Genomic DNA, 20,493 nt, shown 5'->3' on the forward strand with positions numbered 1-20,493 from the left:
GACCCGGCATTGTGCGTGATCGATGCATTGGCGGAGCGGCGCGCTGGACGGTATTTGTCCAGGGGCCGTTCGGCGGGTGGGCCGTCAGGTCGTCGTCTGCACGTGCAGCCGGCTGGACTTGCAGCGATGCAGGGCGTTGTAGTACTCAAGACGCCGGCCGTTGGCGCCGTACGCGATCGACTCTATGCGCAGCAGCGGCTCGGGATGTTCAAGCTGCAGCAGTCCGCAGGTCTCGACATCGGGCAGCACGGCGTCGATCCAGCGTTCTGCGCGCACCAGGCGCACGCCGTACTGGCGCCGCAGCACGTCGTAGAGCGAGCGGTCCTCAAGGCGCATGCGGTGCAGGCCGGGTGCGAGGTCGGCGGGGATCACGGTCTCCACAAGCAGGCGCAGTTCGCCATCCACGCTGCGCAGCCGCTTCAGGGCCACAACCTGGATGTCGTCGGTGAGGCCCAGGGCGCTGATCTCCTGCGGCGTGGGGTCGCGCAGCTGCTGCGACAGGATCTGGGTTCGCACCGAGCGGCCCTTGCGCTCCATCTCGTCGGAGAAGCCGAGCACGGTGGAGACGAAATCTTCGTCGCGCTCGCGCGCCGCGACAAAGGCACCACGGCCCTTGATCTTGTAGATCAGGTTGTTGCGCACCAGGTCGGCCAGCGCCTCGCGCACCACGATGCGCGAGATGCCGAACTGCTCGCCCAGTTCGGCCTCGGAGGGCAGCTTGGCGCCGATGGCCAGATCACCCTGGAGTATCTGCAGGCGCAGGGCATCGCGGAACTGCGCCCACAGGGGCGATTCGGAGTTGCGGTCGAGCAGGGGCTGGAGTTCGGTCGGTGAATTCACGTCAGGACGGGCTAAGGGCCGGATGGGTGGTCAATGATGCAGGGAAAGCCGGCGATGCATCGGAATCGGGGACTGCGGGGGCCAGGCGCACGCCATGGCGCTCGCGCAGTGCAGTGCTGCAATTGTGCAGTTCCTGCCGTTCGCGCTCTGCGTCCCAGCCGAGCGCCTGTGCGGCGATACCCGCCAATTCGGCCAGCCCCGCATCCGTGACAAGGCCGCGGATGGCCAGCAGCGTGCGGCGGATCACCAGGTCATCCAGGTGGATCACCCCGGTGTCGGTGCACAGCCAGGCTATCTCTGCTGCCGAGTAGCCAGGGGCATGCTGCAGCGGCGCGTCGTCGGTCATCTTGAAACGCCGAGCTACGTGCAGGGCCCAGGACCCGTAGCGGCGCAGCAATTCCTGGGCGCGGTCAGGCGCGAGGCCTGTGTCCCTTGCGATGCGGTCGATGAACTGCTGCGTGGCATGGGCATCGCGCGGCATGCCGGCACCGCCGCCGATCGGCAACTGCCGGGTCGAGGCCGTGCGGTCGCGTCCCAGCAGGCGCAGCACTTCGTCGCAGGCCTCTTCGGCCAGCGCGCGGAAAGTGGTCCACTTGCCCCCCACCAGGCCCACGACCGGGATATCGCGAGACGGAGATGGCGGGTCGATCACCACCGAATGGTCGCGCGAGATCTGGCCCGGCTTGTCGGCGTTCGAGCGCGCCAGCGGCCGCACGCCTACATAGGTGTAGACCACGTCCTCCCGCCCGAAGGCCAGGTTGGGAAACACCTCGCCCAGCACCTCCAGCAGGTATTCCACCTCCGCCGGCTCGGTGGCGATCTGGTCGGGGTCGTCCACAGGTATGTCGGTGGAGCCCACCAGCACCCGGTCCAGGAAGGGGTAGACGATGCACACGCGCCCGTCCAGCGCCTCGAAGTAAGCCATGCGCCCGCCTAGCGCGTCGCGCAGCAGAGGGTGGTCTAGCACCAGGTGCGAGCCCTTGGTACCCATCACACGCGGCACCGGGCCGCCCAGCAGCTCGGTGCTCCGGTCCAGCCAGGCGCCGCTGGCATTGACCACGGCATCTGCCGTCACCTGCACCACCTCGCCCGTGGCTTCGTCGCGCAGCGTGAGGGTATTGCCCGCGCAACCCGTCACGCGGCAGTGGTTGATGGCCGCGGAGCGCGGCTGGTCGCGGCAGGCGTCGCGTACCAGCTCCAGCACCAGCCATTCGGGGTGGCTGATCCACGCATCGAAGAAGGTCGCCGTCCAGCGCACGGCCGCTCGGAACAGCAAGCGGTCGGCCGGCTGCACGCGGCTGATGCGATGGTTGGGCATCACGCGCTGGCGCCGGCCCAAGAGGTCGTACAGGCGCAGCCCGGTAGCCACAGCCAGCAGGCCGCGCGTGCGCTGGGGCGGCGTGCGCCCCAGGAACTTGAGCGCACTGCTCATCACGCCACCGAAAAGGCTCGACAACGGCACCACGGTTTTGAGCGGCTGTACCAGGTGCGGCGCGTTGCGCAAAAGCAGGTTGCGCTCGCGCGTGGCTTCGGCCACCAGCGAGAAGCTGCCACTTTCCAGGTAGCGCAGGCCACCGTGGATCATGCGTGAGGGCGCGCTGCTGGCGCCGGCGCTGAAGTCGCCCTTGTCGACGATGAGGCAGTCCACGCCCTGTAGCGAGAGGTCTCGGAAAACGCCCACGCCGTTGATGCCGGCGCCCACGATCACGGTGGAAAAATGGCGGCCCGCCACGGCCGCCGGTCGCACGAAGGGCAGGCCAGGGGAGGCGCTCATGGCAAGACCTCCACGCGCTGCGTGGGCGCGGTTACTGGCTCTGGCAGCGGCGCAGGCGTGCCCCGGGATCTGCCCGCCAGATGGGCGAAGACCGGGGACATGGTGTCGATCAGCTCGTTGAACGTGGCGTTGAAATCCGCATGGGCGCTGGCCTGACGGGGATCGGGTTCGACGGTGTCGCAAGGCGCGCGCAGCGGCTCGGTATCGATATCTTGCGAGATTGCGGCGTAGATAGCGGCACCTCGCGCGCCGGTTTCGTCGTCGGCGCAGCGCTCCACCGGGTGTCCCAGCAGGCCGGCCAGCAGGCCCACCAGGCGTGTGTCGCTGGCGCCGCCCCCGAGCACGGTGGAAGTTGACACCGGCAGCCCGGCCGCCGCCAGACGTGCGATGTGGCGCGCATGCAGCGCCGCGACTGCATCCACCACCGCGCGCGCCATGTCGCCGCGCGTGTGGTGGCTTTGCAGGCCGACGAAGCCGGCTGACACGCCGGTCCCTCCGTTCACGAACGGCAGGAAGCGCAGGCCTGCGGCCCCAAAGGGCACCGACATTGCCAGGTCGACCACCGCGCGTGCATCGGGAAGGCCCAGCACCCCGGCCAGCCAGGCGATGTTGGCCATCGACGAAGGACTGTTCTCCATGTACAGCCGCCGATCGTGGGGTCCGAAGTTCACGACCGCCACGACATCAGGCCGAGGCTCCACCACCGGCCCAATGACGGCATTGACGCACCAGGTGCCCAGCACCGACACCGCTCGGCCGCGCTCTTGGGCGTGGATGGCGGTCATCGACGCCAGCAGGTCGATGGCCCCCATGGCCACCGGAATGCCTGCGGGCAGGCCATGAGCCTCGGCGGCCCGGGCTTGCAGCCTGCCGATCACCTCGCCGCTGCCCACCAGCGGTCCGAAGGCCTGGGGCGACAGCTCTGCGATGCCCGAAGCCGCGAAGGCCGTCGATGACCAATTGCCCGTGGTCACCGACAGGAGGCCCGCCGTGCTCGCATCGCTGGCGTCGGTGGCGATCTCTCCGGTGAGCAGAAAGACCACGTAGTCCTTCGCGAACATCAGACGCCGCAGGGCGCCGCTGCGCACCGCGCTGACACCCATCAACTCGGCAGCGATCACGGTGGGTTGGCCCGGCCAGGGCTGGCAGCCGACTTCGGCGCGCAACTGTGCGCCGTGGGTCCCTGTCAGGGACTCGGCCCGCGCGCTGGCGCGCTGGTCCGTCGAGGCCACGGCCCGGCCACCAGCCAACTCGCTACGGTCATCCAGTGCATAGAGCCCGGCCCCATGCCCCGTGCAGCCGATGCCACGGACATCGGCTACGCGGCTGCCAAGTTGGTGCGCCACATCGCGCAGCACGGTGGACAGGGCTGCATGGATCATGGAGGCGCCCAGCTCGCAGCCTCCGCCCGGCAGTCGGTGGTGCTGCAAGGGTATGCGCGAAAGGGCCACGGTGCGCCCACTCGCGGCCTCCAGGGCCAGTGCTTTGAGGCTGCTCGACCCGAGGTCTATGCCTATCAGTAGTTGTGTCTTCATGTCATAACAGCTTCCGCTGAACCGGCGGTCATATCCAGTAGTGTTTCCCCTAGCTATCTTGCTATTGATCTCCCGGTTTACATTCTACCTGTCATAACAACTTTGTGACGCAAAGCACCCCATCGCAGCCCTGGAGACAGCAGCACCCTGTGCAGCACCGTTCAACAAGAGGAGACAAAAAATGAGGCGTAATTTCCTGAAGTCCGCAGCCGCCGCCGGTATTGGCCTGGCCGGCACCAGCGCATTTGCACAGCAGCCTGCAGCGGCCCCCGCAGCAGCGGGCGGCCTGCGCGGCAACCCCAGCGACGTCTACGTGATGAACGTGATGGTCTCGGGCGTGGAGTACTGGTTTCCGGTCTACGAAATGATGAAACAGCTGGGCCGCACGCTGGGCGTGCGCACCCGCTACACCGGCACGCCGGAGTACGACGTCAACAAGCAACTGGCCTCGTTCGAGCAGGAGCTGGCCCGCAAGCCTGCCGGCATCCTGCTGCACCCCATGAACCCCGACCCGTTCATCGAGCCCATCAACCGTGCGGCAGCAATGGGCATCCCGGTGGTCACCTTCGCAGCAGATTCGCCCAACTCCAAGCGCACGTCCTTCATCACCTCTGACAACGAGCGCGAAGGTGCGCAGGCGGCCGATGCCATCGCCGCGTCGATGAACGGTAAAGGGGAGTTCGCCGTGTTGGAGAACCCCGGCCAGGACAACCACGACCGCCGCATCGCCGCCTTCATCAACCGCATGAAGGCCAAGCACCCCGGCATGAAGCTGGTGGGCCGTGCCGCCAGCAACCAGGACCCCAACAAGGCCTACCAGGCCGTCCAGAGTCTGGCGCAGGCCAACCCCAACCTGGGCGCGCTTTTCATGCCTGAGGCCAACTCGGCCCTGGGTGCGGCACAGGCCAAGGTGGAGACCAAGAAAAACATCAAGGTGATGTGTTGCGACGTGAACGCCAAGATCCTGGACATGATCAAGTCCGGCGACGTGTTCGGTGCCATCAACCCCAACCAGGGCATGCAGGGCTACATGGGCATGATGATGCTGTTCCTGGCCAAGAACCCCGGCCTCATCGACCCGATGAACGACGCCAAGCGCAACGGCACCAACCCCATGTCCGTGCCGTTCCTGGACAACGGCCTGGCCGTGGTCAGCAAGGCCAACGCCGACGACTTCTACTGGGACAAGTACCTCGCGCGCCGCGGCACCAAGGGCATCAGCGAGTGAGCACCACCACCATGGGCGCCCCCCTGCTCGCGCTGCGTGGCATCTGCAAGCGCTTCGGCGCTTCGCACGCGCTCTCGGGTGTGGATTTCTCAGTGCAGGCGGGCGAGATCCACGCCCTGTGCGGCGAGAACGGCGCGGGCAAGTCCACGCTGATGAACATCATCGATGGCATTCACCAGCCGGACGCGGGCGAGATAGCGCTCGACGGCCGCGTGGTCACCATTGATGGTCCGGCCCAGGCGATGCGCCTGGGCATCGGCCTGGTGCACCAGGAAATCGCCCTGTGCGCCGACGCCACCGTGGCCGAGAACATCTATATGCCCGAGATCAATGCCGGCCGGCAGGCATGGATGGACTACGCAGGTCTCAACGAGCGCGCCGCCCGGGTGCTGCAGCGCCTGGGGCAGGACATCGACCCCGCAGCCTGTGTGGGCGACCTGCCGATCTCCAGCCAACAGCTGATCGAGATCGCCAAGGCGCTCACGCTCGACTGCAAGGTGCTGATCCTCGATGAGCCCACCGCCGCGCTAACGGACAACGAGTCCGCGGCTCTCTTTCGAGTGCTGCATGACCTCAAGGACCAGGGCATAGCCATCATCTACATCAGCCACCGCATGGCAGAGATCTTTGCGCACTGCACGCGCGTGACGGTGCTGCGCGACGGGCGCAACGTGCACTCGGGTCCGCTGGCCGAACTCGATGCCGATGCGCTTGTGCGCCGCATGGTCGGGCGTGACCTGGGCAACTACTACCCGCCCAAGCAGCAGGAGGCCGATTCCAGCGGGCCGGTGCTCGAAGTCAACGGGCTGGCCGACGGCGAGCGTGTGCACGACATCTCGTTCATCGTGCAGCGTGGCGAGATTCTGGGTATCGCCGGGCTCATGGGAGCCGGGCGCAGCGAGCTGGCGCAGACCCTGTGCGGCCTGCGCCCCGCCACCGGCGGCAGCGTGTACCTCAACGGCAAGGCGCTCTCGATCCGCAAGTACAGCGATGCGCTGCGTGCAGGCATCGCCTACCTGAGCGAGGACCGCAAGGCCGCAGGCATCTACCTGGACCTGCCCATCGCGCAAAACATCGCCTCCATGGCGCTGGCGCGCGTGAGCTCGCGCTTCGGCCTGCTGCAGCGTGCCAGCGAACACCGGCTGGCGCAGGAGCTGGGAGCACGCCTGAAGCTCAAGTCCGACGGCGTACAGATCGAGGTGGCCAGCCTTTCGGGCGGCAACCAGCAGAAAGTGGCCATCGCCAAGCTGCTGGCGACCAACCCCGCAGTGCTGCTGATGGACGAGCCCACGCGCGGCGTGGACGTGGGCGCCAAGTCGGAGATCCACCACATCCTGCGCGACCTGGCCTGCCAGGGCGTGGGCGTGGTGGTGATCTCCTCGGAGCTGCCCGAGATCATCGGGTTGTGCGACAGGGCCCTCGTGATCCGCGATGGCCGCGTCGCGGGCGAGGTGCAAGGCAAAGACATGACGGAAGAGGCCCTGCTGCGGCTGGCCTCGGGACTGGAACGACAACACGAGGAAATGGCATGAATCACCCCGCACAACTGGATGCCGGCAGCGTGGCCGGCCTGCAGCCCCTGCGCGAGAAACCCCAGGGAGGGCCCGGCAAGCCGGGCGGAACCAGGCTGACCAGCATTCGCGAGATGGGCCTTCTGGTCATCATCCTGGTGCTGTGCATCGGCATGAGCTTCGCCTCGCCCTACTTCCTGACCTGGGACAACATCCGCGCCATGCTGCTCTCGTTTTCCATCGAGGGCATCGTGGTCGTGGGCATGACCATCCTGCTCATCGTGGGCGGCATCGACCTGTCGGTGGGCTCGGTGGTGTGCTTTGCGATGGTGGTCACAGGCAAGCTGTTCCTGATGGGGGTCGACCCCTGGACGGCCGGGCTCATCGCGATCGCCGCCAGCGCCCTCATCGGCGCCATGATCGGTGGCTGCGTGGTGCGCATCGGGCTGAACCACTTCATCGCCTCGCTGGCCTTCATGGTCATCGTGCGCGGCCTGTGCCTGGCCCTCACGCAGGGCACGCCCCAGTCGCTGTTCTCGCTGCCGGCCTCGTTCAAGTTCATCGGCCAGGGCACGCTGTTCGGCATTCCGGCCGTGATCCTGATCTTCCTGTTCATCGTGGTGGTCAGCGACTTCGTGCTGCGCCGCGCCAGCCTGCTGCGCCGCGTGTTCTACACCGGCAGCAACGAGAAGGCGGCGCTGTACTCGGGCATCCGCGTGGGCCACGTGAAGTTCTGGGTCACGGTGCTGTGCGCGGCCTCGGCCGGGCTGGCCGGCGTGATCTACACCGCGCGCTTCGGCGCGGCCACGCCCACCTTCGGCGTGGGGATGGAGCTCAACGTGATCGCCGCGGCCGTGATCGGCGGCGCAAGCCTCAAGGGCGGCTCGGGCACGGTGCTCGGCGCCGTGCTGGGCCTGGCCTTGCTCTCGGTGGTGACCAGCTCGCTGATCCTGCTGGACGTCTCGCCCTACTGGCAGGACGTGATCAAGGGCCTGATCCTGCTGGCCGCCGTGACCATCGACCACCTCATGAACACCCGAAAGACCAAGCGATGAATGCCGTGATGATGAACCCCGCCATGAAGACCACCACCCTGGGGCCGTCGGGCATCCAGTGCTCGGCCATTGGCCTGGGCACCTGGGCCATGGGCGGCTGGATGTGGGGCGGGCAGGACAGCGCTGCCGCCACCGAAGCCATCCACGCCTCGCTCGACGCAGGGGTGACGCTGATCGACACCGCGCCGGCCTATGGCCTGGGGGCCTCCGAGCAGTTGGTCGGCGCCGCCCTCAAGGGCCGCCGCCACGAGGCGGTGATCGCCACCAAGTGCGGCCTGGTGTGGCACACGCAAAAGGGCACGCACTTCTTCGACGAAGACGGCCACCCGGTGTACCGCCACCTGGGCCGCGAATCGATCTTTCACGAAGCAGAGGAAAGCCTCAAGCGTCTGCAGACCGACTACATAGACCTCTACATCACCCACTGGCAGGACAGCACCACGCCGGTCGAGGAGACCATGGACGCCCTGCTCACGCTCAAGAAGCAGGGCAAGATCCGCGCCATCGGCGTGAGCAACGTGGATGCGCCGACCCTGGCCGAGTACCTGCGCCACGGCCCCGTGGATGCCGCGCAGGAGCGCTACAGCCTGATCGACCGCGAGATCGAGCAGACCCTGCTGCCGCTGTGCGGCCGCAACAACGTCGCCATCCTGGGCTATTCCTCGCTGGCGCTGGGCCTGCTGGCCGGCCCCATCGACCCGGCGCGCCAGTTCACGGGCGACGACCAGCGTGCCAGCAATCCGCGCTTCAGCGCGGCCAACCGCACCCGGCTCAAGGCCTTCTTCAACGAGCTCGAGCCCCTGCGCCGGCAGTTCGGCTGCTCGTTTGGCCAGTTGATGATTGCCTGGACGCTGGCCAGCGGCAGCGTTTCGGTGGCGCTGTGCGGTGCGCGCACGCGGGCCCAGGCCACCGAGAACGCGACCGCCGGTGCACTGGAACTGCCCGAGGAGGCCGTGCAGCGCATCGACGACGCCGCAAGCGCCCACCTGAAGGCCCTGGCCTGACCCATATCTACCCCTTCTCAACCCAAGGATTTCTTCGTATGTCGAAAGACAAGACCGCACGCCTGAACCGCTTGCTCACCAACGGCCGCTGCCTAGACATCGCGCTCGACCACGGCGTGTGCAACGAGCCCAGCTTTCTGAACGGCCTGGAAGACATGCCCCAGGTGATGGACAAGCTCGTGGCCGCCGCACCCGATGCCATCCAGCTCAACTACGGCCAGGCCGACCTGCTGCAGGACCGCCCGGGCCGCAACAAGCCGGCACTGGTGATTCGCATCGACATGGGCAACCCCTACAACGCCACCGCCCACCGCGTGATGTGGGCCGTATTGCAGAACGAGCACGATCCGGTGCTGCCGGCCGTGCAGCGCGATGCGGCCTGCGTGGTGGTCAATCTGTTCATGCTGCCCAATGAACCCGACCTGTTCCGCCAGTGCGTGCAGAACATCGCGCGCGTGCGCGCCGACTGCGACCGCTACGGCATGCCGCTGATGATCGAGCCACTGGTGATGCGCCCGCACAGCGACCAGGGCGGCTACATGGTCGATGGCGATGCCGAGAAGATCGTCACCCTGGTGCGCCTGGCGCGCGAGATGGGTGCCGACATCGTCAAGGCCGACCCCACCACCGACCCCGCCGCATTCCACCGCGTGGTGCAGGCCGCGCGCTGCCCGGTGCTGGTGCGCGGCGGCGGCCGCGAAGACCTGCAGCAGGTGTTCGCGCGCTCGCGCGTGCTGCTCGACCAGGGCGCCGTGGGCATGGTCTACGGGCGCAACGTCTACCAGCATGCCAAGCCATCGGCGGTGGTCGATGCGCTGATGGCGATGATCCACCGAGGCGTGAGCGCCGCAGCCGCCTGGGACATCTACCAGACGGGCAGCGCGTAAAGCGGCCCCGCCCAGCGACGGATCTTCCCGATCCTGATGCCGGCGGTTTTGACGATCTGGCCATAGTGCACGAACCCAGCATTCACCTGACGCTGGAATAGTTGCTGCGCGCAGCCGATGGCCTCTATGCCCTGCACTGCGAGGCAAGATCGAGCCAAGGTCGGCCGTGCAATGGAAAAACCGCCCGAGGCCTGGGCCTGGGGCGGCTTTGTCAGGGCTGTCCCTGCGGGCTTACTTGGCGGCCTTGCGCTTGGCGGCCTTGGGGTCGACGGCGGCCTTGAATTTGGCGCCAGCGACGAACTTGGGCACTGTGGAGGCCGGGATCTTCAGGGCTGCGCCGGTGGAAGGATTCTTGCCAGTGCGGGCTGCACGCTTGGCCGACTTGAAGGTGCCAAAGCCCACCAACTGGACGGTGTCGCCCTTCTTGACGGCGGTTTGTACGGTCTCGATCAGCGTCTCGAGCACGGCGTTGGCCGCGGCCTTGGACAGATCATTCTTGGAAGCCAGGATTTCAACGAGTTCTGCGCGGTTCATGGATGCTTTCACACAAAGGATTGATGGGTGCGCTATTTATAGCGCAAGCGCGGCGTGCCAGGCGCACTTGCCAGGCACATGAGCAAGGTTGGCGACGCTGGCTGCCAATTTTTTCACAGGGCCTGCGGTGGCACGGCATCAAGGGGCGTCAGCGGGCAACGGCGAGCGAATGTCGGACAGAAACTGCCGCGCGCGCGGGTGCTGCGGACTGTCGAAGAACGCCTGGGGGCTGGCGCGCTCCAGCACGCGCCCCGCGTCCATGAACCAGATGCGGTCGGCCACCTCGCGCGCAAAGCCCATCTCGTGCGTGACGCACACCATGGTCATGCCGTCGCGCGCCAGGTCGCGCATCACCGAAAGCACCTCGCCCACCATCTCGGGGTCGAGCGCGCTCGTGGGCTCGTCGAACAGCATGATGCGGGGCTCCATGGTGAGCGCGCGGGCAATGGCCACGCGCTGCTGCTGGCCGCCCGACAGCTCGGCGGCATGGGCGCCGGCCTTGTGCGCCAGGCCCACGCGGTCCAACAGGGCCAGCGCGCGCTGGCGGGCCTGGTCCGGCGACACCCTGCGAAGATGGACCGGCGCCAGCGTGCAGTTGTCCAGCGCCGTCAGGTGCGGAAACAGGTTGAACTGCTGGAAGACGAAGCCGATGCCTGCGCGCAGGACGTTCAGGTTCAGCTTCGGTGCGTGGATATCCTGCCCGTAGACCGTGATGCGGCCTTTGTCGATGGGCTCCAGCCGGTTGATGGTGCGGATCAGCGTGGACTTGCCCGAGCCCGACGGCCCGCACACGACCACGACCTCGCCGGCGGCGACGGTCTCGGTGATGTCTGCAAGCGCGTGGTAGTCGCCGTACCACTTGTTGACGTTGTCGAAGGTGATCATGGTACGGCCCCCGCAGCGGGGGCGTGGAGAGGCATCTGGCGCGCAGGGCGCCGTGCAAGGCGATGCTCCAGCCAGACCGCGAAGCGCGTCAGGCCGAAACACAGCACGAAATACGTGAACCCCAGCACCAGGTAGACCTGCGTGGGCAGTGTGAACACGAGCGTGTTGATCTGCGTGGCGATGAAAGACACCTCGGCCAGGCCGATGATGTAGCCCAGCGACGTGGCCTTGATGGTGGAGACGAACTGGTTGACCAGCGACGGCAGCATGTTGCGCAGTGCCTGTGGCAGCACCACCAGGCGCATGGACGCCAGGTACGGCAGGCCCAGCGAGCGCGCGCATTCCATCTGCCCCCGGGGCAGGCCGCGGATACCGGCGCGCACGATCTCTGCCAGGTAGGCAGCGTCGAACACCACCAGCGCGATCAGCATGGTGGTGAACTGGCCGGTCTTGTGCCCGGTGATGCTGGGCAGGAAGAAGTAGGCCCAGAAGATCACCATCAACAGCGGCGTGCCGCGCACCACGAACACCAGCGCACTCACGGGCCAGCGCAGCCAGGCCCAGGGGCTGACCCGGGCCAGGCCGAGCAGCAGCCCCGCAGGGATGGCCAGCAGCAGGGCGGACGACGCCAGGAGCAGCGTCAGCGCCAGGCCGCCCAGCGGCCCATTGGGATACTGGCCGATGAGGAAAAAGAGCCAGTAGGCATCGAGCATCTCGAGAAAACTCATGGTGGCGTGCCTCCTGTCATGCCGAGCGTGGCGGGTACCGGTGCTGGTACCAGGCCGCCAGGGCGGTGATGGCCAGCGAGATGCCGAGGTAGCTGACCGTGGCGAAGGTGAACGCCTCGAAGCTCTTGAAGGTCGCGCTCTCGACCTTGGCGGCCTGGTACATGAGCTCGGCCGTGCCGATCACGGTGGCGATGCTGGTGTCCTTCCACAGGTTGAGGGTTTGCGACACCAGCGGCGGCACGCTGGTGCGCACGGCCTGCGGCAGCACCACGAGCCGCATGGCGGGCACGAACCCCAGGCCCAGGGCACGTGCGGCTTCCAGCTGCACCGTGGGCACGGACCGGATGCCGCTGCGGATGTCCTCGGCCATGAAGGCCCCGGCATACAGGCTGAGCGACACCACGGCCGCGACGGCCTCGATGTTGTGCTGGTAGAGCCATTCCCTGGCCGACTCCGGAAGGAGTTCGGGCGCACCGAAGTACCAGAACAGCATGTGCGCGAGCAGCGGGATGTTGCGCTGCGACTCCACGAACAGGAAGCCGGTCCAGCGCAAGGGTGCCAGCGGCGCAAGGCGCAGCACGGCCACCAGCAGGCCCAGCAGCAACGCCAGTGGCAGCGTGACGGCCAACAGAGTCAGCGACAGGCGCAGGCCTGCCCAGAGCATGGCGTGGTAGGGGCCTGCCAGCAGCAGCGAAAAATCGAAAGTGGGCATACGGGAAAGAAGCGGCGGCCTGCCTCTTGGAACCGAGGCAGGCCGTCTTCGGGGGCTTCAGCAACCGGTGCTCCGGGAACCGCTGTCAGAGATCAGTGACCGGAGCGAGGCGTTCAGCCGTCCACCTTGTCCGATTCAAAGCGGAACGTGCGCTTGGCGAACTTGAGCTTGCTCTGGGCGCCCCACCACTTTTCGTACAGCTTCTCGGCGTCTCCCGAGGCTTCGAGGCCGCGCAGCGTGTCGTCGATGGCCTTCTTCAGCGCGGTTTCACCCTTGCGGATGCCCAGGGCCAGCGGCTCGACGTTCAGGTTCTGAGGGAGGATCAGGTAGTCGCCACCCTTGGCGCCCAGCTTGGCCACGTCGTTGTACAGCGACGACTCGTCGTTGACGTAGGCAATGCCCTTGCCCTGCTGCAGCGCCTGGAAAGCCTGCTGCGTGTTCTCGAAGGTCACGACCTCGGCGGTCGGCACGGCGCGCAGCAGGTTGGGCTCCTGCGTGCCGCCCTTCACAGTCAACACCTTCTTGCCGGCCAGATCGGACACGTTCTGGATGCCGCTGCTCTTCTTGACCAGCACCTTGGAGCCGGTGACGAAATGGGTCAGGCCGAAGTCGATCTGCGCCTCGCGCTCCTTGTTGTGCGTGAGGGATGCGGCCAGCACGTCCACGTGGCCCTGCTGCAGCTCGGGGATGCGCGCGGCCACGGCCAGTTGCTTGAACACGGGCTTGACGCCCAGCTTCTTGGCCACGGCGGTGGCGATGTCGATCTCGTAGCCGATGAAGCCGCGGCTCTTGGGGTCGACGAAGCTGTTGGGTTCGTCGGTGCCCAGCACGCCGAAGACGATCTCACCCTTTTTCTTGATGTCGTCCAGCTGGTCGGCCTTGGCGGTAATGCCCACGAGCGCCAGCGCGGTGGCCGCAATGAGGCCGGTGAGGGATGAAAATTTCAGTCGCATGGTGATGAATGAAGGATGTCTGGTGGATGGGGCGCTGGCCTGGTCAGGTTCCCTTGCATGCAGGCAAGCCGCAAAGCCAGCGAGAGCCGCGACGATAGGCGCGCGCCCCCACCCGACCAACGAAGGAAAGCGCATATCCAAATCAGTTCATTGAGCGGCATGAAGCGGTGCGGCTGCGATACCTTGTGAGCGTGTGCGCGGCTTGCCCGGCGGCGCACCCACGGCGCCGCGATTCCTTCGGATGTTTATTTCATAAACAAGCAACAAATCATTCGTTCCATGTAGAACGAAGCATCCCTACAGTCGGCAGCTCCCATGCACCCGCCCTGCGCCCCGAGCGCGAGAGCCTGAATGACTGCCACTTCCATCCTTTCCGCTGCACCTGTCCAGAACTTCGAGATAAGGCCATTCGATGCGCCCGTGGGCGCTGAAGTCGTGGGCCTGGACATCTCGCAGCCCCTCAGCGACAGCGAGTTCGCGCGCATCCACCAGGCGCACCTGGACCACCACGTGCTGGTGTTCCGCGACCAGCAGGTGTCGCCTGCAGCCCATGTGGATTTCAGCCGACGTTTCGGCCCGCTAGAGATCCACGTGCTGCACCAGTTCCAGTTGAAGGGGCACCCTGAGATTCTCATCGTCTCCAACATCAAGGACAACGGCGAGCCCATCGGCTTGGGGGATGCCGGTGTGTACTGGCACTCCGACATCTCCTACAAGCCGCATCCCAGCCTGGGGTCCTTGCTGCACGCGCAGGAGCTGCCCAGCGAGGGCGGCGACACGCTGTTCGCCGACCAGCACCTGGCCTGGGAGGCGCTCAGCCCGGCGTTGCAGCAGCGCATCCTGCCGCTCAAGGCCGAGCACAGCTACCTCGCCAAGTACGAGGAACTGCGCGCCAAGAACCCCTGGCGTCCCAAGCTGTCGCAGGCGCAGATCGACCAGGTGTCGCCCGCTGTGCAGCCCGTGGTACGCACGCACCCGGAGACTGGCCGCAAGGCGCTGTTCGTGAGCGAGCACTTCACCACGCGCATCGTTGGGCTGCCTCAGGCAGAGAGCGATGCTCTGTTGGCCGAGCTGTTCGCGCACAGCGTCAAGCCCGAGTTCATCTACCGCCACCAATGGCAGCCGCACGACCTCGTCTTCTGGGACAACCGCTCGCTGATGCACCTGGCCGCCGGCACACCCGACCACCTGCGCCGCAAGCTCTATCGCACCACGATCCAGGGCGACGCGCCGTATTGACCACCATCCTCCACAAAGAAACACAGAGCCATGAACAACTTCACGCGCAAAGCCGCCGCACTCGTCACCGGCCTGGGCCTTGCCTTCGGCACCCTCAGCGCCCACGCGGAAGGGCAGATCCGCATTGCCCAGCAGTTCGGCATCGTCTACCTGCTGCTCAATGTGGCGCAAGAGCAAAAGCTGATCGAAAAGCACGCCAAGGCCGCCGGTGTGGATGCCAAGGTGGAATGGGTGCAGCTCTCGGGCGGCTCCGCCGTCAACGACGCGCTGCTGTCGGGCAACATCGAGATCGCTGGCGCCGGCGTGGGGCCACTGCTCACCATCTGGGACCGCACCAAGGGCCGGCAGGACGTGAAGGGTGTGGCGTCGCTGGGCAACTTTCCTTACTACCTGGTCACCAACAACCCGAACGTGAAGACGATTGCGGACTTCACCGACAAGGACCGCATTGCGCTGCCGGCCGTGGGCGTGTCGGTGCAGTCGCGCGTGCTGCAGCTGGCATCGGCCAAGCTCTGGGGCGACAAGGAATTCAACAAGCTCGACAAGATCAGCGTGGCGGTGCCGCACCCCGACGCAGCCGCCGCCATCATCAAGGGCGGCACCGAGATCACGGCGCACTTCGGCAACCCGCCGTTCCAGGAGCAGGAGCTGGCGGGCAACCCGCAGGCGCGCATCGTGCTCAAGTCCTATGACGTGCTGGGTGGCCCGTCGTCGGCCACCGTGCTGTACGCCACCGACAAGTTCCGCACCGAGAACCCCAAGACCTACAAGGCCTTCATCGACGCGCTGAACGAGGCCTCGCAGTTCGTCACCGCCAACCCCGAGAAGGCGGCGGACATCTACCTCAAGGTGAGCAACGCCAAGACCGACCGCGACCTGCTGCTCAAAATCATCAAGAACCCCGAAGTCCAGTTCAAGATCACGCCGCAGAACACCTACGCGCTTGCCGAGTTCATGCACCGCGTTGGCGCCATCAAGAACAAGCCTGCCTCTGCCAAGGACTATTTCTTTGCGGACGCCCACAACGCGGCGGGGAACTGACCATGCCCGTGCTGGCGCCTGACCTCGCGTTGCGGCAGGGCTTCCTGTCCGAAGCTGCCGTGGATGCTCCGCACGCCGCGCCGGCGCCTGCCGCCGCAGCACAGGCGGCGCCTGGCGCGCTGCTGCAGGTCGATGGCGTCAGCCTGGAATACCGCACCACCGAACGCGTGGTGCGCGCCACGCACCAGGTCAGCTTCGCTGTGCACGCGGCTGACCGCTTCGTGCTGCTGGGCCCCTCGGGCTGCGGCAAGTCCACGCTGCTCAAGGCGGTAGGAGGCTTCATGGCGCCCATCGAGGGAGAGATCCGGTTGGGTGGGCAGCGGGTGACCGCGCCCGGGCCCGACCGCATCGTGGTGTTCCAGGAGTTCGACCAGTTGCCGCCCTGGAAGACCGTGAAGCAGAACGTAATGTTCCCGCTGCTCGCATCGCGCACGGTGGGCAAGAAAGAAGCCGCCGAGCGGGCCCTGCACTACCTGGCCAAGGTGGGGCTTGATAAGTTTGCCGATGTGCACCCGCACCAGCTGTCGGGCGGCATGAAGCAGCGCGTGGCCATTGCCCGGGCGCTGGCGATGCAGCCCCGCATCTTGCTGATGGACGAGCCCTTCGCCGCGCTGGATGCGCTCACGCGCCGCAAGATGCAGGAAGAGCTGCTCGCGCTGTGGGACGAGGTGCGTTTCACGCTGCTGTTCGTCACGCACTCCATCGAAGAGGCGTTGGTGGTCGGCAACCGCATCGCGCTGCTGTCGCCGCACCCCGGCCGCATGCGCGCCGAGATCAACAGCCACGACTTTCACCTGGGGAGCCTGGGCGGTGCCGATTTTCAAGCCACGGCGCAGCGCATTCACCACCTGCTGTTCGAAGAAGAAACAACCCAAGAAGGGCACGCGCAGCCATGAGCCCAGTTTTGCACCCGCCCGTGCGGCCTGAATACGAGCGCACCCTTAAGCCGTTTCGTGACGTGCCGGTGGAGCGCGCGCTCCCCTTGTCAGACCGCATCTGGGGCCAGGAGTGGCTGCGCAAGGCGGTGATCCTGGCGGTGCTCGCCGCCGTGTGGGAGGTGGCAGCGCGCTGGCAAAACAACGACCTGCTGCTGCCCACGTTCAGCGCCACGATGAAGGCGCTGGCCGAAGGCCTTTTGAGCGGGGAGCTGATCGAGAAAGTGCGCCTGTCGCTGGTCGTGCTGGTACAGGGCTATGTGGCGGGGGTGGTGCTGGCCTTTGCGCTGACCACGCTGGCAGTGTCCACCCGGCTGGGCCGCGACCTGCTGAGCACGCTCACGTCCATGTTCAACCCGTTGCCCGCCATTGCGCTGCTGCCGCTGGCGCTGCTGTGGTTCGGCCTGGGGCGCGGCAGCCTGGTGTTTGTGTTGATCCATTCGGTGCTGTGGCCGCTGGCGCTCAATACCTACGCGGGCTTTCAGGGTGTGCCCGAGACCCTGCGCATGGCGGGCCGCAACTACGGGCTGCGGGGCATTCCGTATGTGCTGCAGATTCTCATACCCGCCGCGCTGCCGGCCATCCTGTCGGGCCTGAAGATCGGCTGGGCCTTTGCCTGGCGCACGCTGATCGCGGCCGAGCTGGTGTTCGGCGCATCGTCGGGCAAGGGGGGGCTGGGTTGGTACATCTTCCAGAACCGCAACGAGCTCTACACCGACCGCGTGTTCGCGGGGCTCGTCATGGTGGTGCTCATCGGGCTGCTGGTGGAGAGCCTGGGCTTTGCCACGCTGGAGCGGCTGACCGTGCGCAAGTGGGGGCAGCAGCGCTGAGCACGCCTGCAGCGCAATCTGTGCCTCCGGTGGGGCGTGCGTCCCCTTCATCCATTCTCGACAGGCGCAATGCCTTCTTCCATGCCAACACCTTCTCCCACCATGCACCTGGGCGCCTTCTTCTTTGGCGTGGGCCACCACCTGGCCGCCTGGCGCCACCCGGACGTGAACCCCGGCGCGTCCAGCTCCATCGCGCAACTGCGTGAATGGGCGCAGATTGCCGAAGCTGCCAAGTTCGACGCCATCTTCTTTGCCGACAACGTGGGCCTGCCCGGCCCGCCCGATGCGGTGGTGGCCAAGAACGCGCTGTGGTACCCGATGGAGCCGCTGCTGGCCCTGTCGGCGCTGTCGCAGGCCACGGAGCGCATCGGCCTGGTCGCCACCGTGTCCACCACTTACCTGCCGCCCTACCACCTGGCGCGCAAGTACGCCACGCTCGACCAGATCAGCGGCGGGCGCGCGGGCTGGAACCTGGTCACCTCGGGCAGCGACTTCGAGGCGCGCAGCTTTGGCCTCGACAAGCAGCTGGACCATGCGCACCGGTACGCCCGTGCGCACGAGTACGTGCAGATCGTCAAAGGCCTGTGGGACACCTGGGAGGACGATGCCTTCATCCACGACAAGGCGGCCAACCGGTTCTTCGACCCCGAGCGCCTGCACCGCGTGGCGTTCGACGGCGAGCACTTCAAGGTGCATGGCGGCCTGCAGACGCCCCGCTCGCCGCAGGGCTACCCGGTGCTGGTGCAGGCCGGCTCGTCCAGCGACGGGCAGGACCTGGCTGCGTCCGCCGCCGAGGTGGTCTTTACCGCGCAGCAGACGCCCGAGGCTGCGCGCGCGTTCTACCAGTCGCTCAAGGGCCGTCTGCCAGCGCATGGCCGCAGCCCGGACCAGCTCAAGATCCTGCCCGGCATCTCGCCCTTCGTGGGGCGCACGCAGCAGGAGGCCCAGGACAAGTTCGACCAGCTGCAGGGCCTGATCGACCCGGTGCTGGGCGTGGGGCTGCTCTCCACCTTCCTGGGCAACGCAGACCTGTCCGCCTATCCGGTCGACGGCCCGTTTCCGCAAGACCTGCCGGTCACCCAGGGCTGGCAGAGCCGCCAAGAACTGTTCGCCCAGATGGCGCGCGACGAGGGGCTGAGCATTCGCCAGCTGTACGAAAAAGTAGCGGGCGCACGGGGTCACTGGACGCTGGTAGGAACACCCGAGACCATCGCCGACCAACTGGAACACTGGTTCATCACCGGCGCGGCCGACGGCTTCAACGTGCTGGCGCCCACGCTGCCGCATGGCCTCAAGGATTTTGCCGAGCTGGTGGTGCCCGTGCTGCAGCGGCGCGGCTTGTTCCGCAAGGACTATGCGGGCACGACCTTGCGCGAGCACCTGGGCCTGGCGCGGCCCGCGCACCCGGTGCGGCGGGGCACGGCATGAGTTCTCCCGGCCAAGATATTCCCCACTATGACGCCATCGTGGTGGGTCTGGGGGCGGTGGGCTCCGCCACGCTGTACCAGCTGGCGCGGCGCGGGGCGCGCGTGCTGGGCGTGGACCAGTTCGCTCCCCCGCACAGCCTGGGCTCGTCGCACGGGCAGACCCGCATCACCCGGCTGGCCGTGGGCGAGGGCGAGCAGTACGTTCCCCTGGTGCGGCGCTCGCACGAGATCTGGGCGGAGCTGGAGGCCGCCACCGGCCAATCCATCTACACCCGCACCCATGGCCTGGTGCTGGGCCCGCGCGACGGCGCGGCCCCCCGCGCGGGCAAGCCCGATGATTTCGTGCGCCAGACCATCGAGATTGCACAGCGCCACGGCATTGCGCACGATGTGCTGGACACGGCCGACTTGCGGCGCCGCTACCCGCAGTTCAAGCTGCGCGGCGACGAGTTCGCTTACTGGGAGCGCGATGCAGGCTTCGTCCGCCCCGAGGTGGCCATCGGCGCGCAGTTGCAGGTGGCGCAGGCGCACGGCGCCGAGGTGCACACCCACGAGACGGTGCTGTCCCTGGAGCCGCAGGGCGATGCAACGGTGGCCACCACCACGCGCGGCACCTACCGCGCGGACCAGGTGGTGCTGGCCGCGGGCGCATGGCTGCCGCAGCTGGTGCAGGCGGGCGGGGCGCTGCACAGCGCGCCGCTGGCCGGGCAGTTGGGCGTGTACCGCCAGGCGATGTTCTGGTTCGACGTCGGTGCCGATACCGATGCGTTCTCGCCCGCGCGGTTTCCGGTGTTCATCTGGGCGCTGGGGGATGAGGAAGGCCATGCGTTCTACGGCTTTCCGGCCGTGGGGCCCGGTGCCCCCGCTTTGAAGATCGCCACCGCCCAGTACCAGACCACCACCACGCCCCAGGCGGTGGACCGCACAGTCGCCCCTGGCGAGGTAGAGGAGATGCTGCGGCGCTACGTTCAGCCGCGGCTCCATGCGCCCGAGGCGAGGTTCTCGCAGGCCCATGCGTGCCTCTACACCGTCTCCCCCGACCACGGCTTCGTGATCGACCGCCTGCCGGGCTGGGCGGGGGTGCATGTGGCGTCGCCGTGCTCAGGGCACGGCTTCAAGCATTCGGCCGCCATTGGCGAGGTGCTGGCGCTGCGGGTGCTGGGGCTGCCGGAATGGGCGGACCTGTCGACCTTGTCGGCAGGGCGGTTTGCGCCGGCAGGCGCCTGAGCGTTACGCACACAGCGCGGCACGCTGCCGAGGACGATGGTTGCCTGCGGATCGCCTAAGGATGTTTAGGTAATTTTGAACGGAGTTTTTATTCGTTTGTGATCGATGGCTGGGCCCGTAGATTCGATGGCTATCACCACCGAATTCA

19 protein-coding genes are annotated in these 20,493 nt (G+C 66.9%); 11 read left to right on the forward strand and 8 right to left on the reverse strand.

Annotated features, from left to right (window positions below; all coding sequences use genetic code 11):
• Positions 1–84: 84 nt before the first annotated feature.
• From KW835_RS08725 to KW835_RS08735, 3 genes are read right to left on the reverse strand one after another with little or no spacing between them, the layout of a single operon-like run.
• A complete protein-coding gene (locus KW835_RS08725) occupies positions 85–840 on the reverse strand; it encodes a GntR family transcriptional regulator (protein ID WP_218381969.1) in 756 nt (251 codons plus the stop codon).
• 1 nt (position 841) lies between these two features.
• Positions 842–2,614, reverse strand: a complete 1,773-nt coding sequence (locus KW835_RS08730) for a glycerol-3-phosphate dehydrogenase/oxidase (protein ID WP_218381970.1) — start codon at positions 2,612–2,614, stop codon at positions 842–844.
• Positions 2,611–4,149, reverse strand: coding sequence for an FGGY family carbohydrate kinase (locus KW835_RS08735; protein ID WP_218381971.1), 1,539 nt, complete (start codon positions 4,147–4,149; stop codon positions 2,611–2,613). The genes KW835_RS08730 and KW835_RS08735 overlap by 4 nt, the downstream gene beginning before the upstream one ends.
• Positions 4,150–4,330: 181 nt before the next feature.
• On the opposite strand from KW835_RS08735, the gene KW835_RS08740 reads away from it, so the two are divergent.
• The 5 genes from KW835_RS08740 to KW835_RS08760 are packed head-to-tail and all read left to right on the forward strand — an operon-like array spanning position 4,331 to position 9,834.
• Positions 4,331–5,377 carry a substrate-binding domain-containing protein gene (locus KW835_RS08740; RefSeq protein ID WP_218381972.1) on the forward strand — a complete coding sequence of 349 codons (1,047 nt, stop codon included), beginning with the start codon at positions 4,331–4,333 and terminating at the stop codon, positions 5,375–5,377.
• Between the two features lie 11 nt (positions 5,378–5,388).
• Complete coding sequence (locus tag KW835_RS08745) at positions 5,389–6,909, forward strand: sugar ABC transporter ATP-binding protein (protein ID WP_218382146.1); 1,521 nt, start codon at positions 5,389–5,391, stop codon at positions 6,907–6,909.
• On the forward strand, positions 6,906–7,943 hold the full coding sequence (locus tag KW835_RS08750) for an ABC transporter permease (protein WP_218381973.1): 1,038 nt from the start codon (positions 6,906–6,908) through the stop codon (positions 7,941–7,943). Before KW835_RS08745 ends, KW835_RS08750 begins: the two co-directional genes overlap by 4 nt.
• Positions 7,940–8,947 (forward strand): aldo/keto reductase, encoded by a 1,008-nt coding sequence (locus tag KW835_RS08755; protein WP_218381974.1) that lies wholly within the window; start codon positions 7,940–7,942, stop codon positions 8,945–8,947. Before KW835_RS08750 ends, KW835_RS08755 begins: the two co-directional genes overlap by 4 nt.
• A 38-nt stretch (positions 8,948–8,985) precedes the next feature.
• Positions 8,986–9,834: a class I fructose-bisphosphate aldolase gene (locus KW835_RS08760; RefSeq protein ID WP_218381975.1), complete on the forward strand. Its 849-nt coding sequence runs from the start codon at positions 8,986–8,988 to the stop codon at positions 9,832–9,834.
• Positions 9,835–10,065: 231 nt separating this feature from the next.
• Here KW835_RS08760 and KW835_RS08765 read toward each other — a convergent pair whose 3' ends face one another.
• The 5 genes from KW835_RS08765 to KW835_RS08785 all read right to left on the reverse strand — a co-directional run bounded on the left by KW835_RS08765 (position 10,066) and on the right by KW835_RS08785 (position 13,646).
• Positions 10,066–10,380 carry an HU family DNA-binding protein gene (locus KW835_RS08765; protein ID WP_370633601.1) on the reverse strand — a complete coding sequence of 105 codons (315 nt, stop codon included), beginning with the start codon at positions 10,378–10,380 and terminating at the stop codon, positions 10,066–10,068.
• A 126-nt stretch (positions 10,381–10,506) separates the two neighbouring features.
• On the reverse strand, positions 10,507–11,253 hold the full coding sequence (locus tag KW835_RS08770; protein ID WP_218381977.1) for an amino acid ABC transporter ATP-binding protein: 747 nt from the start codon (positions 11,251–11,253) through the stop codon (positions 10,507–10,509).
• Positions 11,250–11,981 (reverse strand): amino acid ABC transporter permease, encoded by a 732-nt coding sequence (locus KW835_RS08775; protein ID WP_218381978.1) that lies wholly within the window; start codon positions 11,979–11,981, stop codon positions 11,250–11,252. The genes KW835_RS08770 and KW835_RS08775 overlap by 4 nt, the downstream gene beginning before the upstream one ends.
• Positions 11,982–11,997: 16 nt before the next feature.
• Positions 11,998–12,693 (reverse strand): amino acid ABC transporter permease, encoded by a 696-nt coding sequence (locus KW835_RS08780; RefSeq protein ID WP_218381979.1) that lies wholly within the window; start codon positions 12,691–12,693, stop codon positions 11,998–12,000.
• Positions 12,694–12,806: 113 nt separating this feature from the next.
• Positions 12,807–13,646 (reverse strand): ABC transporter substrate-binding protein, encoded by an 840-nt coding sequence (locus tag KW835_RS08785; RefSeq protein ID WP_218381980.1) that lies wholly within the window; start codon positions 13,644–13,646, stop codon positions 12,807–12,809.
• Positions 13,647–13,997: 351 nt separating this feature from the next.
• Between KW835_RS08785 and KW835_RS08790 the strand changes: the two genes are divergently transcribed.
• From KW835_RS08790 to solA, 6 genes are all read left to right on the forward strand, one after another.
• The gene (locus KW835_RS08790) at positions 13,998–14,885 is read left to right on the forward strand and encodes a TauD/TfdA family dioxygenase (protein WP_218381981.1); all 888 of its coding nucleotides are present in this window, start codon (positions 13,998–14,000) and stop codon (positions 14,883–14,885) included.
• Positions 14,886–14,915: 30 nt separating this feature from the next.
• Positions 14,916–15,926 (forward strand): ABC transporter substrate-binding protein, encoded by a 1,011-nt coding sequence (locus KW835_RS08795; protein ID WP_218381982.1) that lies wholly within the window; start codon positions 14,916–14,918, stop codon positions 15,924–15,926.
• A gap of 2 nt (positions 15,927–15,928) precedes the next feature.
• Positions 15,929–16,822, forward strand: coding sequence for an ABC transporter ATP-binding protein (locus KW835_RS08800; RefSeq protein WP_255593406.1), 894 nt, complete (start codon positions 15,929–15,931; stop codon positions 16,820–16,822).
• The gene (locus KW835_RS08805; protein ID WP_218381983.1) at positions 16,819–17,691 is read left to right on the forward strand and encodes an ABC transporter permease; all 873 of its coding nucleotides are present in this window, start codon (positions 16,819–16,821) and stop codon (positions 17,689–17,691) included. Before KW835_RS08800 ends, KW835_RS08805 begins: the two co-directional genes overlap by 4 nt.
• Positions 17,692–17,772: 81 nt before the next feature.
• Entirely contained in the window at positions 17,773–19,119 is a 1,347-nt protein-coding gene (locus tag KW835_RS08810; protein WP_218381984.1) for an LLM class flavin-dependent oxidoreductase, read from the forward strand.
• A complete protein-coding gene (gene solA / locus KW835_RS08815; RefSeq protein WP_255593407.1) occupies positions 19,116–20,345 on the forward strand; it encodes an N-methyl-L-tryptophan oxidase in 1,230 nt (409 codons plus the stop codon). The genes KW835_RS08810 and solA overlap by 4 nt, the downstream gene beginning before the upstream one ends.
• Positions 20,346–20,493 lie beyond the last annotated feature (148 nt).

Origin of the sequence: Acidovorax sp. sic0104 (assembly GCF_019219095.1) — a bacterium.
GTDB lineage: Bacteria > Pseudomonadota > Gammaproteobacteria > Burkholderiales > Burkholderiaceae_C > Acidovorax.

Excerpts from the sequence above, each read along its gene's own strand:
- KW835_RS08730 (WP_218381970.1), bottom strand. The coding sequence starts at position 2,614 with ATGAGCGCCTCCCCTGGCCTGCCCTTCGTGCGACCGGCGGCCGTGGCG.
- KW835_RS08735 (WP_218381971.1), bottom strand. The coding sequence starts at position 4,149 with ATGAAGACACAACTACTGATAGGCATAGACCTCGGGTCGAGCAGCCTC.
- KW835_RS08740 (WP_218381972.1), top strand. The coding sequence starts at position 4,331 with ATGAGGCGTAATTTCCTGAAGTCCGCAGCCGCCGCCGGTATTGGCCTG.
- KW835_RS08745 (WP_218382146.1), top strand. The coding sequence starts at position 5,389 with ATGGGCGCCCCCCTGCTCGCGCTGCGTGGCATCTGCAAGCGCTTCGGC.
- KW835_RS08750 (WP_218381973.1), top strand. The coding sequence starts at position 6,906 with ATGAATCACCCCGCACAACTGGATGCCGGCAGCGTGGCCGGCCTGCAG.
- KW835_RS08755 (WP_218381974.1), top strand. The coding sequence starts at position 7,940 with ATGAATGCCGTGATGATGAACCCCGCCATGAAGACCACCACCCTGGGG.
- KW835_RS08760 (WP_218381975.1), top strand. The coding sequence starts at position 8,986 with ATGTCGAAAGACAAGACCGCACGCCTGAACCGCTTGCTCACCAACGGC.
- KW835_RS08770 (WP_218381977.1), bottom strand. The coding sequence starts at position 11,253 with ATGATCACCTTCGACAACGTCAACAAGTGGTACGGCGACTACCACGCG.
- KW835_RS08775 (WP_218381978.1), bottom strand. The coding sequence starts at position 11,981 with ATGAGTTTTCTCGAGATGCTCGATGCCTACTGGCTCTTTTTCCTCATC.
- KW835_RS08780 (WP_218381979.1), bottom strand. The coding sequence starts at position 12,693 with ATGCCCACTTTCGATTTTTCGCTGCTGCTGGCAGGCCCCTACCACGCC.
- KW835_RS08785 (WP_218381980.1), bottom strand. The coding sequence starts at position 13,646 with ATGCGACTGAAATTTTCATCCCTCACCGGCCTCATTGCGGCCACCGCG.
- KW835_RS08790 (WP_218381981.1), top strand. The coding sequence starts at position 13,998 with ATGACTGCCACTTCCATCCTTTCCGCTGCACCTGTCCAGAACTTCGAG.
- KW835_RS08795 (WP_218381982.1), top strand. The coding sequence starts at position 14,916 with ATGAACAACTTCACGCGCAAAGCCGCCGCACTCGTCACCGGCCTGGGC.
- KW835_RS08800 (WP_255593406.1), top strand. The coding sequence starts at position 15,929 with ATGCCCGTGCTGGCGCCTGACCTCGCGTTGCGGCAGGGCTTCCTGTCC.
- KW835_RS08805 (WP_218381983.1), top strand. The coding sequence starts at position 16,819 with ATGAGCCCAGTTTTGCACCCGCCCGTGCGGCCTGAATACGAGCGCACC.
- KW835_RS08810 (WP_218381984.1), top strand. The coding sequence starts at position 17,773 with ATGCCAACACCTTCTCCCACCATGCACCTGGGCGCCTTCTTCTTTGGC.
- solA (WP_255593407.1), top strand. The coding sequence starts at position 19,116 with ATGAGTTCTCCCGGCCAAGATATTCCCCACTATGACGCCATCGTGGTG.